Origin of the sequence: Stenotrophomonas maltophilia group sp. Smal13 (assembly GCF_030236855.1) — a bacterium.
GTDB lineage: Bacteria > Pseudomonadota > Gammaproteobacteria > Xanthomonadales > Xanthomonadaceae > Stenotrophomonas > Stenotrophomonas maltophilia_A.
The window spans coordinates 38,226-52,108 of the sequence record NZ_JASJSQ010000001.1 but is presented as its reverse complement, the minus strand read 5'-3'; the positions used below and the strand labels follow the sequence as shown (position 1 = coordinate 52,108).

Here is a 13,883-nt window from a genome sequence, read left to right as displayed (position 1 = left end):
GCCGAGCACCGCAGGTCCGGCGAGGGCGAAGAGGTGCGGGTGTCTGAGCGCAGCGAGTTCCCGCGCCGTCCCTCGACGGACCGAGGAGCGCAGGGCACCGGCGTGCGCAGCACGCCGGCTCGCGGCCGGCGGAGCGTTTCTTTGGTTACTTTCTTGATGGCGCACATCCATGTGCGCCACCCTGCGGGCCGGCTACGCCGTTCCACGCTGCTCCTGCAGCGTGGTGCACGAGCAAAGAAAGTGACACCCCCCCGCGGTCGCGGAAATGATCCGCTACAACCACCCCTTCTGCCGCGCCAGCCGATACGCCTCAATCCGATTGGCCACACCCAGCTTGCCGATGCACTCGGACAGGTAATTGCGCACCGTACCGTGCGACAACCCCAGCTGCTCGGCGATCTCGCTGGCGGTGCGGCCCTCGCCCGCCAGCCGCAGCACGCGGCGTTCGCGGTCGGTCAGCGGGTCGGCCTGCGACCACGCATCCAGTGCCAGCTGCGGGTCGATCGCGCGGATGCCCTGCTTCACCTTGCGCAGGGCATCGGCCAGGTTCTCGGCCGGTGCGTCCTTCAGCAGGTAGCCCAGCACGCCAGCTTCCAGCGCGCGGCGCAGGAAACCGGCACGGGCGAAGGTGGTCACGATCACCACCTTGATCGGCAGTTCGTGGCGGGCGATGCGTTGCGCCAGCTCCAGCCCGCTCAGGCCCGGCATCTCGATGTCGGTGACCAGGATGTCCGGCTGCAGCTGCTGCAGCATCCGCCAGGCGGCCTCGCCATCGGCAGCACTGCCCAGCACTTCGATGTCCGGCTCCAGGCCCAGCAGCGCCGACAGTGCGCCGCGCACCATGGCCTGGTCTTCGGCCAGCAGGATGCGGATCATGCGACACCGTCCTGCGCCAACGACGTGGGCGACAGCGGCGTGGTCGCGACCATCAACGGCACGCGTACCGTCAGCACGGTGCCCGCCCCGCGCGGCGACTGCAGCGTCAACTGGCCACCCAGTGCTGCGGCCCGCTCACGCATGCCACTCAACCCATTGCCCTCGGCCTGCACGCCGCCACGGCCGTCATCGCGTATCTGCATCGCCAACTGTCGTTCCTCAAGGATGAAATCCACCTGCACCCGGGTCGCCTGCGCATGGCGCACGATGTTGGTCGCCGCCTCGCGCAGCACCAACGCCAGCCCGCGCTCCACCTCCACCGGCATCGCAGGTGGCGTCGTGTACTGCAGATGTACCTGCTGGCATTCCAGCAGCAGGCGCGCCGATGCCAGCTCGCCAGCAAGGTCGCTGGCGCGGATGCCGGTCACTGCACTGCGCACCTGTGCCAGCGCTTCGCGTGCAATGTCCTCGGCCTCGCCGATCTCCTGCCGCGCACGCGCGTCATCGCGATCGTAGAGCTTGCGTGCCAGCTCCAGCTTCAGCGTGATCAGCGACAGCGTGTGCCCCAGCAGGTCGTGCAGGTCGCGGCCGATACGCTCGCGCTCGGCGGTGGTGGCCAGTCGCCGCACCTCGTCCTGCGACAGCTGCAGGGCAACGTCGCGCTGCTGGCTCAGGGCCTCCACGTTCACCACCAGCCCGACGATGAACGACACCGCCGGCATCCACACCATGGCCTGCCACGGATAGCCGAAGTACAGCGCGGTGCCGCAGAACAGCAGGTTCAGCGCGGTCAGCTGCAGCAGGTACGCCCACCAGCTGCTGCGCCCGCTCATGCGGATCATCACGCAGCCGAACACGAAGTAGCTCAGTCCCGAGGGGTACCAGGGCAGCAGTACCAGCGCCAGCACGATCATGCCCAGCGCATAGCGCCACCCATGGTGCCTTGGCGACAGCATCACCCTGGCATAGAGCAGCAGGAACAACGGATAGCTGAGCAGGGTCAGCAGCAGCCAGCGCAGCGTGAAGCCATTGCCCAGCACCGGGGTGAGGAAGATCCATACCGACCACAGCAGGTGGATCGCTCCGCTCCAGGGCGACTTGCCACGTCGCAGCAGCTCGGCCACCGCCGAATCCGGTGCGGGGCGCAGCAGGGACGCAAGCCAGCTCGACGACACGGGAGAATCCAGGCGAGGACGATCGCTGCCGATCATGCCAGTTCAGCCGATCCGGCGCAGGCGACGGCGTGCCAGCAGCAGCGCGACCACCGTGACCGCCAGCAGCACCAGCAGATGGCCGGCCACGCTGCCCACCGACGGCAGCCCGACCACCGGCAGCGCCAGCTGCGCCAGATGCCAGGTCGGCCACAGTGGGGCCATCGTCGAGAACAGCGTGGGCAGCGCCGACAGCGGCAGCCACAGGCCCGACAGCAGGGCCAGCGGCAGGTAGACCAGATTGACCATCGCCGGTGCCGCGCTGGCACTGACATGGCTGCCGATCAGCAGGCCAATCGCCCCCAGCGGCAGCGCCGCCAGGCCCGCCACCGCCAGCAGCTGCAGCACCTGCAAGGCGTGCAGCTGCACACCACCGAGCACACGCGCCACGCCGATCAGCAACGACGCCACCAGCAGCGCGAACATCACCGCCATCGCCAGCCGCGCCAGCAGCGGTGCCGCCGCCGGCATCGGCAGCGCGCGCTTGAGGGTCAGCAGGCCGCCTTCCCGGTCCAGCGCCAACTGCACGCCGAAGCCGAACAGGGCCGGGGCCATCGCGCCGAACACGCAGTAGGTGGCCAACAGGTACAACGGCGCATGACCGCGCCCCAGCAGCACGCCGAACAGCAGATAGAACAGCACCGGGAACAGCAGCGAGGGCACCGCGAACGCCGGCGTGCGCCAGGCGCGGCGCAGTTCGGCCATCAGCTCGGCGCGGTACGGACGTAGTGCCTGTCGCCATGCAGGCAGCGGCAATCCGGTGGTACGGACAAGGGTGTTCATGCGGCCTCCCGGGTCATGTCGAGGAAGGCGTCGGCCAGCGCCGCGCCCTGTACTTCCAGTTCGCGCAGCTGCGCATCGGCGGCCAACAGGCGTGCTACCACCGGCTCGGCCGGGCTCGCCAGCAGCTGCAGATGCTCGCCGTCGCGCTGCACCTCCTGCACGCCCGGCCACTGCTGCACGTCCGCAATGGGCAACCCGCTGCGGCAGCGGATGCGGCGCGGCCGATCGGCCAGGCGCAGCTCGCTCAGCGGCGCGTCGGCCAGGACCCGGCCCTGCTCCAGCACCACCACCTGCTGCGCCAGCGCTTCGGCTTCCTCCAGGTAATGGGTGGTCAGCAGCACACCACAGCCTTCGGCCAACAGCTGCCGGATCGCCTGCCACATCGCCTGCCGCGCCTGGATGTCCAGGCCGGTGGTGGGCTCGTCCAGGAACAGCACGCGCGGGCGGCCACACAGCGCGATGGCGAATTGCACGGCGCGCTGCTGGCCACCTGACAGCTGGCCGTAGCGGCGGCGCGCGAGCGCCTGCAGGCCAGCACGCTGCAGCACCTCCTGCAACGGCATCGGGTCGGGATAGCAGGCGCTGGCCTGCGCCACCAGTTCGTCCACCTGCAGCATCGGCGGCAGGCTGGTGCTCTGCAGCATCACGCCCAGGCCGATACGGCTGGCGCGCTGCTGCGGGTCACCGCCAAGCAGCTCGACCTGTCCGGCGTCGGCGCGGCGCAGACCCAACAGCACGCTGATCGCGGTACTCTTGCCGGCACCGTTGCGGCCCAGCAGCGCCAGCACCTGGCCAGCGCGGACCTGCAGGTCGATGCCATGCAGGGCGGTATGGTCGCGGTAACGCACCTGCACCTGCTGCAGGCGGGCCAGCGACGGGGCGATCGGATCCATGGGCGGTACCGGTAGCGGGGACGTTGCCATCCTGTGCCGCCGTGGTCACATTTCGCAGTTGCCGCCGTCAGTGTCATCGGGTGACAGCTGTCACTGCCGTCATCGCTGTGCCTGCCTTCATGCTGTGCCGCACGCTCCACCGCCGGAACCGCCGCCGTCCGCTCTTCCGGCCACACCCGCCCGAACGTCTGTGATGGAACGAATGAACGCTTCTGCCGAGCTGTTGAAGGAACTCCGTATCGACCGCAAGTCCCCGCCGCCCGCCTCCGGAGGGAGTGGCAGTGGTGGTGGCCGCCGCTGGCTGTGGATCGCGATCATCGTGGTCGTGTTGCTGCTGGCCGCTGTCGCTTTCGCCCTATTCGGGCGTACGCCAGCGGTGGACGTGGAAACCGCGCCAGCGGTGGCCATCCAGCAGGGCAGCGCCAGCAGTTCGGTGCTCGACGCCAGCGGCTATGTAGTTGCGCGACGCATGGCCACGGTCTCGGCCAAAATCACCGGCAAGGTGCGCGAGGTGATGATCGAGGAAGGCATGCGCGTGGAGCAGGGCCAGATCATGGCCACGCTGGACCCGATCGATGCCGACGCGCAGCGCAGCCTGTATGCCTCGCAGCTGCAGGCCGCACGCAGCCAGGTGGCCGGGCTGGAAGCACAGCGGAAGCAGGCCGCCGCTGAAGCCAGCCGCCTGCAGGCACTGGTCGGCCAGCAGCTGGTGTCGCGCTCGCAGTACGACCAGGCCGTGGCCCAGCGCGACAGCCTGCGTGCACAGCTGGACACCGCGCAACGCAACGTCAAGGTCGCCAACGACCAGCTGGCCATCGCCGACCTGGGCGTGGACAACAACATCGTGCGCGCGCCGTTTTCCGGCGTGGTCACCGCCAAGGCTGCGCAGCCCGGCGAAATCGTTTCGCCGCTGTCGGCCGGCGGCGGCTTTACCCGCACCGGCATCGGCACCATCGTCGACATGGACTCGCTGGAGATCGAAGTCGAGGTCGGCGAAGCCTTCATCGGCCGCGTGCAGCCGAAGATGCCGGTGGAAGCCACGCTCAATGCCTACCCGGAATGGAAGATTCCCGGCGAGGTGATCGCCATCATCCCCACCGCCGACCGCGGCAAGGCCACGGTGAAAGTGCGCGTGGCGCTGAAGGTGAAAGACCCGCGCATCGTGCCGGAGATGGGCGTGCGCGTCAGCTTCCTGGAGCAGGCGCAGCCGCAGGCGGCCGCCAAGCCGCAGGGCGTGCGCGTGCCGGCGGGCGCCGTGGTGCAGCGCGAGAGCGCCTCGGTGGCCTTCGTGCTGGGTGATGAGAACCGCGTACAGCAGCGCACGGTCGAGGCCGGCCAGGCGATGGGCAAAGACCGCCAGATCCTCAAGGGCGTGAGCGCGGGTGAATCGGTGGTGGTCAGCCCGCCGGACACCCTGCGCGACGGCGCCAAGGTGCAACAGAAACAAGCGCAGTAACGGCCTGGCGCCCATGGGCGCCGCCGGCAACACCGCTCGACGCACGCCTGCGGCCACCGCAGGTGCGCTTCCCCGTTTCCCGCCTTCCGTGGAGAACCACCCATGTCGACCCTGGTTTCATTGCGCAACATCACCAAGACCTACCAGCGTGGCCCCGAGAAAGTGCAGGTGCTGCACGGCATCGACCTGGACATCGCCAGCGGCGACTTCGTTGCGCTGATGGGCCCGTCCGGCTCGGGCAAGACCACCCTGCTCAACCTGATCGGTGGTCTGGACAACCCCAGCGGCGGCGAGATCAGCATCGAAGGCGAGCGCATCGACCAGATGAGTGGCGGCCAGCTGTCGACCTGGCGCAGCCACCACGTCGGCTTCGTGTTCCAGTTCTACAACCTGATGCCGATGCTGACCGCGCAGAAGAACGTGGAACTGCCACTGCTGCTGACCCATCTCAATGCGACGCAGCGCAAGCGCAACGCCGAGATCGCGCTGACCCTGGTCGGCCTGGCCGACCGCCGCAGCCACCGCCCGAATGAACTGTCCGGCGGCCAGCAGCAGCGCGTGGCGATCGCGCGCGCAATCGTCTCCGACCCGACTTTCCTGATCTGCGACGAACCGACCGGCGACCTCGACCGCCAGTCTGCCGAGGAGATCCTCGGCCTGCTGCAGCAGCTCAACCGCGAGCACGGGAAGACCATCATCATGGTCACCCATGACCCGAAGGCCGCCGAGTACGCCACGCACACGGTACACCTGGACAAGGGTGAGCTGGCCGACGCGCCGCTGGCCCACTGACGGAGGCCACGGCGATGAAATATTTCTCGTTGGTGTGGGCGCAGCTGTTCCGCAGCCGCACCCGTACATTGCTGACCCTGCTTTCGGTGGTGGCCGCGTTCCTGCTGTTCGGCATGCTCGATTCGGTACGCGTGGCGTTCAATTCCGGCGGCAGCGTGGAGGGCGCCAATCGGCTGGTGGTGGCCTCACGACTGTCGATCACCCAATCGCTGCCGATCCGCCTGGAAGCACAGGTGCGGCAGGTGGCCGGCGTGCGCGACGTGGCCTACGGCATGTGGTTCGGCGGCATCTACCAGGACCCGAAGAACTTCTTCCCGAACTTCTCGGTGTCACCCAACTACTTCGACGTCTACCGTGAACTGCAGATCGATCCGGCGCAGCTGGAGGACTGGAAGCAGACCCGCACCGGTGCCATCGTCGGCGAGACCCTGGCCAAGCAGTTCGGCTGGAAGATCGGCGACACCATCCCGCTGCAGGCAACCATCTTCCCGCGTGGCGGCAGCAATGACTGGCCGTTGGAACTGAAGGGCATCTTCCGCTCGAAGGACCGCACACAAGCGGGCAACGAAGAACGCCAGTTGATGATGAACTGGAAGTACTTCGACGAATCCAACGACTACATCAAGAACCAGGTGAGCTACTACACGATCACCCTGGACAACCCGGACCATGCCTCGCGGGTGGCGCAGGCGATCGACGCGATCTCGGCCAACTCCGACCACGAGACCAAGACCCAGTCCGAATCGGCGTTCCAGCAGGCGTTCGTCAAGCAGTTTGCCGACATCGGCATGATCGTCACGTCGATCATGGGCGCGGTGTTCTTCACCCTGCTGCTGTTGACCGGCAACACCATGGCGCAGGCGGTGCGCGAGCGCGTGCCCGAACTGGCCACGTTGAAGACGCTGGGCTTCAAGGACAGCACCGTGCTGACCCTGGTGATGGTGGAGTCGGTGCTGCTGATCGGCCTGGGTGGCCTGATCGGCATGGGCCTAGCCGCGCTGATCCTGCCGGTCATCAGCCCGAAGAGCATCGGCATGCTGCCGCCGCACGTGCCGACGCCGACCTGGCTGATGGGGCTGGGCCTGATCGTGGTGATCGGCATCATCGTCGGCCTGTTGCCGGCGCTGCGTGCCAAGCGCCTGAAGATCGTCGACGCACTGGCCGGCCGCTGAGGAGAACGCAGACATGTTCAAGAGCAAACTCAAGAAGTGGCTGGGCAACGGCGTGACGGTGCTGCTGCTGGTGCTCGGCCTGGTGCTGTGGATCGGCCTGCCGTGGATCGGCGTGCTGGCCGTGGCCGTGCTGGTGGCACTGTGGCTGCTGCTGACCCGCGGTGGGCGACTTGCACTGGCCGCCACCCGCATCGGCGTGGCCAGCCTGCCGCAGCGCTGGGGCGCGTCCTCGGTGATCGTGGTCGGCATCGCTGGCGTGGTCGGCGTGCTGGTGGCGATGCTGGCGATGGGCGAAGGCTTCCAGGCCACGCTCAACAACACCGGCGATGACACCACCGCCATCGTGCTGCGCGGCGGCTCGCAGGCCGAAATCAACTCGGTCATCACCCGCGAACAGGTGCCGACGCTGTCCACCCTGCCCGGCATCAGCCGCGATGCCGAAGGCCGGCCGCTGCTGTCACCGGAGCTGTCGCAGGTGGTCAACCTGGTATCGAAGTCCGATGGCACCGACGTCAACGCGCAGTTCCGCGGCGTCGGCCCGCAGGCGTGGGCGGTGCATGACAAGGTCAAGATCGTCGAAGGCCGCACGTTCGCCACCGGCCTGCGCGAGATCGTGGTCGGCCAGGGCGCCAAGGGCCAGTTCCGCGATCTGGATGTGGGCAAGACGCTGACGCTGGGCAACCAGACCTGGACCGTGGTGGGTGTGTTCGCCACCGGCGATGCGCATGATTCGGAACTGTGGACCGACGCCGATACGCTGGCCACCACCTACCAGCGCAGTGCGTGGCAGTCGATCAGCGTGCGCACCGATGGCAAGGCCGGCTTCGAGCAGTTCAAGGCCGCCGTCGCCGCCGACCCGCGCCTGAAACTGGACGTGGAAACCACCCGCGTCTACTACAGCAAGCAGGGCGGCGGGCTGACCAAGCTGATCGACATCCTCGGCAAGGTGATCGGCACCATCATGGCGGTCGGTGCGGTGTTCGGCGCGCTCAACACCATGTACGCGGCGGTCGCCACGCGTGCGCGCGAGATCGCCACCATGCGCGCGATCGGCTTCCGCGGTTTGCCGGTGGTGACTGCAGTGATGCTGGAAACAATGCTGCTGGCCCTGCTGGGTGGCCTGCTGGGGTGTGCGGTGGCATGGCTGCTGTTCAATGGCTACAGCGTGTCCACCATCGGCAGCAACTTCAGCGCAGTGGTGTTCAAGTTCCATGTGTCGCCGGAACTGCTGTGGACCGGCCTGAAATGGGCGCTGGGTATCGGCCTGGTCGGCGGCCTGTTCCCGGCGCTGCGCGCGGCGCGTTTGCCGATCACCACGGCGTTGCGCGAAACCTGAGCATCACGCAGCGATACAACGCGCATTGCGCAGGGGACGGAGCGAAGGCTCCGTCCCTTTTTTCTTGCGCGTCATCCGCACATGGCGTGGATCTACCGAGGGCGATGCATCCAGGCCGGGTGATGAACCAGTACGTCCAGTAGATCCACGCCATGCGTGGATGGATGCCTGCGCACACGCACTGCTACAGATTGCGGGAAATCCGCCGCTATCGATGCCTCTGCCCATCGCCAACGCAACGCACGTGACGTTGCGCACATCACATCTGTGGATTGTTGGTTGCGATTCATTTTCGCGCACATCTGCGGCACAGCGATAAACAGTTACGAATGGAAACATTCTAGAATCGCGCCCCCACGTTGGTTTGCAGCACCCCACGCGCCCATAGAACGGGCGCATGTTTTTCCTGAAACACGAGATTTCACGGATGTCCCTGAAGACCACTCCGCTGCGCAACGCGATCGTCATCGCGCTGGCCGCCAGCTGCACCACCCCCGCCTTCGCACAGAGCACCGGCGACGCCACCACCACCCTCGACCGCATCGAAATCACCGGCTCGCGCATCCGCCAGGCCAGTGTCGAGACCGCACAGCCAGTGATCGCGCTCAACCGCGCCGAGATCGAGAAGAAGGGCTACGTCAACGTCGCCGACATCCTGCAGGACATTCCCGCTGCTGGTTCGCCGAGCATGAGCCGCGCGTCTTCGCTGACCTCCTCGCGCGACTTCGGCGGCATGTACGTCAGCCTGCGCAACCTCGGCCCGGAACGCAGTCTGGTGCTGATCGACGGCCGCCGCATGGGCGTCAGCGCCGGCGGCTACTCCGACCTGGCCTCGATTCCGTCGGCCATCGTCGAGCGCGTGGAAGTGCTGACCGATGGCGCGTCCGCGCTGTACGGCTCGGACGCCATCGCCGGCGTGGTCAACATCATCACCCGCAAGAACTTCGACGGTGGCGAAGCCAGCGTCTATGTCGGCCAGTACGGCCAGGGTGACGGCCAGAAGCGCTCCTACAGCGCAACCTTCGGCAAGACCTTCGACCGCGGCTGGTTCACCGTGGGTGCCGAACGCACCAAGGAAGACGAGGTGCTGGGCAAGGACCGCGAGTTCAGCCGTTACACCAACGGCCCGCGCCACCCGAACGATGGCCTCAACGGCAACACCCCGTGGGGCTACGTCACCGTCGGTGGCAAGAACCTGACCGTGGGCCCGGGCGGAGACCCGAGCAAGGCCGGCAACTTCCATGCGCCGGATCCGGCCGATGGTGCCAACAGCAAGACCAACATGAGCCTGCTGACCGGCCTGGAGCGCACCTCGGTGTTCGCCAACGGTGGCTTCTCGATCACCGACAACCTGCGCATCGTCGCCGACGCGCTGTACAGCAAGCGCGAGTCGACCAAGCACCTGGCCGGTTACCCGTACTCGGTCAGTGCCGCGCAGGCACGCAACGGTAGCCGTGCCGCGCTGTCCAAGGACAGCACGTTCAACCTGTGGGGCCAGGACGTGCTGTTCGCACACCGCTCCGAGGAGCTGCCGCGCGGCACCGAGAACAATCTGGAAACCAAGCGCGCCAGCGTCGGCCTGGAAGGCAGCTTCGAAACCGGTTCGCGGTACTGGGACTGGAACGTCAGCTACATGTACAACCGCAATGAAGGCGAGCGCATCGGTACCGGCAGCATGTACCAGCCGCACGTCAACCAGGCCGTCGGCCCGTCCTTCATGGATGGCAGCGTGGCCCGCTGTGGTTCGCCGGGTGCGGTGATCGCCGGCTGCGTGCCGTGGAACCCGGCTGCACCGATGGGTTACACCGGCCCGGGCTCGCTGAGCAACCAGGACGTGCAAGACTACCTGTTCGCCCGCTTCGTCGACAAGATGAAGAGCACCACCAAGGTCGCCAGCGCCAACATCTCCGGTTCGCTGTTCACCCTGCCGGCCGGCGATATCATGGGTGCGATGGGCTTCGAGCATCGCAGCGAAGAAGCCAGCTACACGCCGGACATGCGGGTGCAGAAGGGTGAGATCGCCGGCACCAGCGGCCAGCCGACGCGTGGCGACTACTCGCTCAACGAGGTCTACCTGGAGCTGCAGGTGCCGCTGCTGGCCGACCTGCCGTTCGCCCGCGAGCTGTCGCTGGACGTGGCCGGCCGCTACTCGGACTACAACAACTTCGGTTCGACCACCAACAGCAAGTTCGGCCTGAAGTGGAAGCCGATCGACAGCCTGCTGGTCCGCGCAACCTATGGCACCGGCTTCCGTGCGCCGACCGTGGATGACCTGTACGGCGGTACCGTCAGCACCCGCGATTCGTTCACCGATCCGTGCGATACCTCGTTCGGTACCGCGGCCACCAGCCCGACCGTTGCTGCCCGTTGCCAGGCGCTGAAGGTGCCGGCCAACTTCCGCCAGCTCAACAGCGATGGCACCGTTGCCACCAAGCCGGGCCAGCAGTCGACCGTCGACTTCAACTCGGGTTCCAACGCAGCGCTGAAGCCGGAAACCGCCAAGACCTGGACCGTGGGCCTGGTGTACAGCCCGGACTTCGTGGCCGGCCTGGATGTCAGCCTCGACTGGTGGAAGATCCGCATCAACAACGCCATCGTCTCCGAGACCGCCAACAGCATTCTCGAGCAGTGCTATGTGCAGGGTTCGGACGCCGCCTGTGGCCGCTTCACCCGTGGCAGCAACGGCCAGGTCAACAGCCTGGACCGCTCGCTGGTCAATGCCGGTTTCCGCGAAACCGCCGGCTATGACGTCAACGTGCGTTACCGTCTGCCGGAAACCACGTTCGGCCAGTTCGCCATCAACTGGAACACCACCTACACCGACTACCTGAAGCAGCGCAACGACAACGCCGCGACCACGCCGGTGGAGCAGCGCACCAGCTGGGGCGGCGACTTCCGCGTCCGCTCGACCTTCAACCTGGATTGGCAGTACGGCGACCTCGGCATCGGCTGGACCGCGCGCTACTACTCCAGCATGAAGGAGAAGTGCTCGTACATGGACGAGTGCAACCTGCCGGGCTTCAGTTCGTCGTACACCAGTGCATCGCCGACCAACAAGGTGGGCTCCAACACCTTCCACGACCTGCAGGTGCGTTACAGCCTGCCGTGGGACGGCACCGTGTCGCTGGGCGTGAACAACGTCTTCGACCACCAGGGTCCGATCATGTACAGCCAGCCGAACAGCAGCTTCACCTACTACGGTGGCTTCGACATCGGCCGCTTCATGTACATGAAGTACCAGCAGCGCTTCTAAGCCTGCAACCGCGTTCCCGTCACAGCCAACTCTCTCCTGGCTGTGGATGGAAGCAGAGCGGCGCCCCTCGGGGCGCCGCTCTTTTTTGTGCACACGTGTCAGCCGAGCAGGCGCGGCGCTAGCGCTTGGCGCGCATCGTGCGGATGTTGTCGCCGACAAACAGCACCAGGCCGGCCCAGATCGCGGCAAAGCCGATCGCCTTTGCGGTGTCGAACGCTTCGTGGAAGAAGAACACACCCAGCAGCAGCTGCAGGCTCGGCGCGATGTACTGCAGGATGCCGACCAGCGACAGCGGAATGCGCTTCACGCCGTAGGCGAAGCCGATCAGCGGCACGGCGGTCACTGCGCCGCCGAAGATCAGCAGCAGGTCGTTGCGCCAGCCCCAGCCATGGAAGAACGCGCCACCGTGGCCATTCTCGGCCCAGATCGCGAAGGCCAGCGCCGGCAGGAACAGGTACATGCTTTCCACGCCCAGGCCGGCCACCGGGTCGACCGAAACCAGCTTGCGCAGCAAGCCATACAGGCCGAACGAACAGGCCAGGCCCAGCGCGATCCACGGCGGTGTACCGGCGTCGATGGTCAGCCAGGCCACGCCCACCGCCGCCATCGCCACCGCCACCCACTGCAGGCGGCGCAGGCGTTCCTTCAGCACCAGCACGCCCAGCAGCACGTTCACCAGCGGGTTGATGAAGTAGCCCAGGCTGGTCTCGATGACATGGCCGGCGTTGACCGCCCAGATGTACAGGCCCCAGTTGAAGGCGATGGTCAGGCTCGACACCAGCAGGATCGGCAGCGCGCGCGGCTGTGCGGCGATCTTCTGCCACCAGCCCAGGCGCGAGCTGAGCAGCAGCCAGCCCAGCACCAGCACGGTGCTCCAGATGATGCGGTGGGCGATGATCTGGAACGAGGGCACCTCGTTGAGCAGGTGCCAGTACACCGGCACCAGGCCCCAGATCACGAAGGTGGAGGCGGTGACCAGCAGGCCCCGGCGTTGTTCTTTCTCATCCATGCTCATTTCTTTCTCGTCCTTGCCATCGTCAGCACCACCACACCCAGAAGAATCACCACCATCGCCAACAGGTCGCGCCAGCCGAACCGCTCACCGTTGAGCAGTGCGCCCAGCAGCACCGCGATCACCGGATTGACGTACGCGTAGCTGCCCGCCAGCGCGGGGCGCACGTTCTGCAGCAGCCACACGTAGGCGGTGAACGCGACGATGGAGCCGAACACGCACAGGTAGGCCATCGCCAGCAGGCCACCGGTATCGGGCAGCGTGGTCGGGCGCTCGCCCACCGCCAGGCCGATCAGCACCAGCAGCACACCGCCGCAGAGCATCTGCCCGGCAGCGGTCATGAACGGGCCCGGCAGATCCAGCCCGCGTGCCCACACCGAACCGAAGGCCCAGCCGATCGGCGCGATCAGCAGCAGCACCAGCCCGGTCGGCGAGGCCGTCAGGCTGCTGCCGGCGTTGAGCCAGACCACGCCCAGGAAGCCGATGGCGATACCCAGCCATTCGCCACGGCTGGCGTGCTGGCCGCGCAGCGCCGAGAACAGCGCCATCCACAGCGGCACCGAGGCCACCGCCGTGGCGGCCAGGCCCGAGGACACCTCACGCTCGGCCAGCACCACCATGCCGTTGCCCAGCACCAGCATGGTCACGCCCATGATGACCAGGTTGCGCCACTGCCGCAGGGTCGGGTTCGGCATCTTCCAGAACAGGCGCAAGGCCAGGAACATCAGGCCACCGGCAATGATGAACCGGCTGCCGGAGACCATCGTCAGCGGCAGTGCGCCGCCGTGCAGGGCCTTGGCGATGCCCAGGTAGGTCGAGCCCCAGACCACGTAGACCAGCAGCAGTGCCAGCGCGACAAGGCCACCCCGGGGGGCAGCCGCAGACGAAGAGGGGGGAGCCGACATGACACACCAGGGAGCCGGGGGAAGGCGGATTCTAGGACGTTTTGAGTATGGTCCGGGACCCCATACGGTGGCACGCTGTCATCCATCCATGCACCCTGCTCTGGTCTGCTACCCCGTGTTGACGGTCGATGCAGTACCAAGAGGGCTGCCCGGCCGCGCCGCCCCAAGGCCGGGCGCCGTTTTCCCTGCGCACG

General features: G+C 67.0%; 11 protein-coding genes. 5 read left to right on the top strand and 6 right to left on the bottom strand.

Features of this window, described 5'->3' with window-relative positions; all coding sequences use genetic code 11:
* Positions 1-273 precede the first annotated feature (273 nt).
* From QRO95_RS00275 to QRO95_RS00260, 4 genes are read right to left on the bottom strand one after another with little or no spacing between them, the layout of a single operon-like run.
* Positions 274-876: a response regulator transcription factor gene (locus tag QRO95_RS00275; RefSeq protein WP_005407733.1), complete on the bottom strand. Its 603-nt coding sequence runs from the start codon at positions 874-876 to the stop codon at positions 274-276.
* Positions 873-2,087 (bottom strand): sensor histidine kinase, encoded by a 1,215-nt coding sequence (locus QRO95_RS00270; RefSeq protein ID WP_285301448.1) that lies wholly within the window; start codon positions 2,085-2,087, stop codon positions 873-875. The genes QRO95_RS00275 and QRO95_RS00270 overlap by 4 nt, the downstream gene beginning before the upstream one ends.
* Before the next feature lie 6 nt (positions 2,088-2,093).
* Positions 2,094-2,870 (bottom strand): ABC transporter permease, encoded by a 777-nt coding sequence (locus QRO95_RS00265; RefSeq protein ID WP_285301445.1) that lies wholly within the window; start codon positions 2,868-2,870, stop codon positions 2,094-2,096.
* Positions 2,867-3,763, bottom strand: a complete 897-nt coding sequence (locus QRO95_RS00260) for an ABC transporter ATP-binding protein (protein ID WP_285301443.1) — start codon at positions 3,761-3,763, stop codon at positions 2,867-2,869. The genes QRO95_RS00265 and QRO95_RS00260 overlap by 4 nt, the downstream gene beginning before the upstream one ends.
* Positions 3,764-3,965: 202 nt before the next feature.
* Between QRO95_RS00260 and QRO95_RS00255 the strand changes: the two genes are divergently transcribed.
* From QRO95_RS00255 to QRO95_RS00235, 5 genes are all read left to right on the top strand, one after another.
* Positions 3,966-5,219 carry an efflux RND transporter periplasmic adaptor subunit gene (locus QRO95_RS00255; RefSeq protein ID WP_285301441.1) on the top strand — a complete coding sequence of 418 codons (1,254 nt, stop codon included), beginning with the start codon at positions 3,966-3,968 and terminating at the stop codon, positions 5,217-5,219.
* A 102-nt stretch (positions 5,220-5,321) separates the two neighbouring features.
* On the top strand, positions 5,322-6,011 hold the full coding sequence (locus tag QRO95_RS00250; protein ID WP_164080593.1) for an ABC transporter ATP-binding protein: 690 nt from the start codon (positions 5,322-5,324) through the stop codon (positions 6,009-6,011).
* 14 nt (positions 6,012-6,025) lie between these two features.
* The gene (locus tag QRO95_RS00245; RefSeq protein WP_285301438.1) at positions 6,026-7,183 is read left to right on the top strand and encodes an ABC transporter permease; all 1,158 of its coding nucleotides are present in this window, start codon (positions 6,026-6,028) and stop codon (positions 7,181-7,183) included.
* A 13-nt stretch (positions 7,184-7,196) separates the two neighbouring features.
* On the top strand, positions 7,197-8,519 hold the full coding sequence (locus QRO95_RS00240; RefSeq protein WP_164080595.1) for an ABC transporter permease: 1,323 nt from the start codon (positions 7,197-7,199) through the stop codon (positions 8,517-8,519).
* A gap of 427 nt (positions 8,520-8,946) precedes the next feature.
* Positions 8,947-11,772: a TonB-dependent receptor gene (locus QRO95_RS00235; RefSeq protein ID WP_285301434.1), complete on the top strand. Its 2,826-nt coding sequence runs from the start codon at positions 8,947-8,949 to the stop codon at positions 11,770-11,772.
* A 118-nt stretch (positions 11,773-11,890) separates the two neighbouring features.
* Here QRO95_RS00235 and rarD read toward each other — a convergent pair whose 3' ends face one another.
* Together rarD and yedA are read right to left on the bottom strand one after the other, a co-directional pair.
* Positions 11,891-12,787, bottom strand: coding sequence for an EamA family transporter RarD (gene rarD / locus QRO95_RS00230; RefSeq protein WP_279912842.1), 897 nt, complete (start codon positions 12,785-12,787; stop codon positions 11,891-11,893).
* Positions 12,784-13,689, bottom strand: a complete 906-nt coding sequence (gene yedA, locus QRO95_RS00225; protein ID WP_032128174.1) for a drug/metabolite exporter YedA — start codon at positions 13,687-13,689, stop codon at positions 12,784-12,786. The genes rarD and yedA overlap by 4 nt, the downstream gene beginning before the upstream one ends.
* Between the last annotated feature and the right edge of the window lie 194 nt (positions 13,690-13,883).

Excerpts from the sequence above, each read along its gene's own strand:
- QRO95_RS00275 (WP_005407733.1), bottom strand. The coding sequence starts at position 876 with ATGATCCGCATCCTGCTGGCCGAAGACCAGGCCATGGTGCGCGGCGCA.
- QRO95_RS00270 (WP_285301448.1), bottom strand. The coding sequence starts at position 2,087 with ATGATCGGCAGCGATCGTCCTCGCCTGGATTCTCCCGTGTCGTCGAGC.
- QRO95_RS00265 (WP_285301445.1), bottom strand. The coding sequence starts at position 2,870 with ATGAACACCCTTGTCCGTACCACCGGATTGCCGCTGCCTGCATGGCGA.
- QRO95_RS00260 (WP_285301443.1), bottom strand. The coding sequence starts at position 3,763 with ATGGATCCGATCGCCCCGTCGCTGGCCCGCCTGCAGCAGGTGCAGGTG.
- QRO95_RS00255 (WP_285301441.1), top strand. The coding sequence starts at position 3,966 with ATGAACGCTTCTGCCGAGCTGTTGAAGGAACTCCGTATCGACCGCAAG.
- QRO95_RS00250 (WP_164080593.1), top strand. The coding sequence starts at position 5,322 with ATGTCGACCCTGGTTTCATTGCGCAACATCACCAAGACCTACCAGCGT.
- QRO95_RS00245 (WP_285301438.1), top strand. The coding sequence starts at position 6,026 with ATGAAATATTTCTCGTTGGTGTGGGCGCAGCTGTTCCGCAGCCGCACC.
- QRO95_RS00240 (WP_164080595.1), top strand. The coding sequence starts at position 7,197 with ATGTTCAAGAGCAAACTCAAGAAGTGGCTGGGCAACGGCGTGACGGTG.
- QRO95_RS00235 (WP_285301434.1), top strand. The coding sequence starts at position 8,947 with ATGTCCCTGAAGACCACTCCGCTGCGCAACGCGATCGTCATCGCGCTG.
- rarD (WP_279912842.1), bottom strand. The coding sequence starts at position 12,787 with ATGAGCATGGATGAGAAAGAACAACGCCGGGGCCTGCTGGTCACCGCC.
- yedA (WP_032128174.1), bottom strand. The coding sequence starts at position 13,689 with ATGTCGGCTCCCCCCTCTTCGTCTGCGGCTGCCCCCCGGGGTGGCCTT.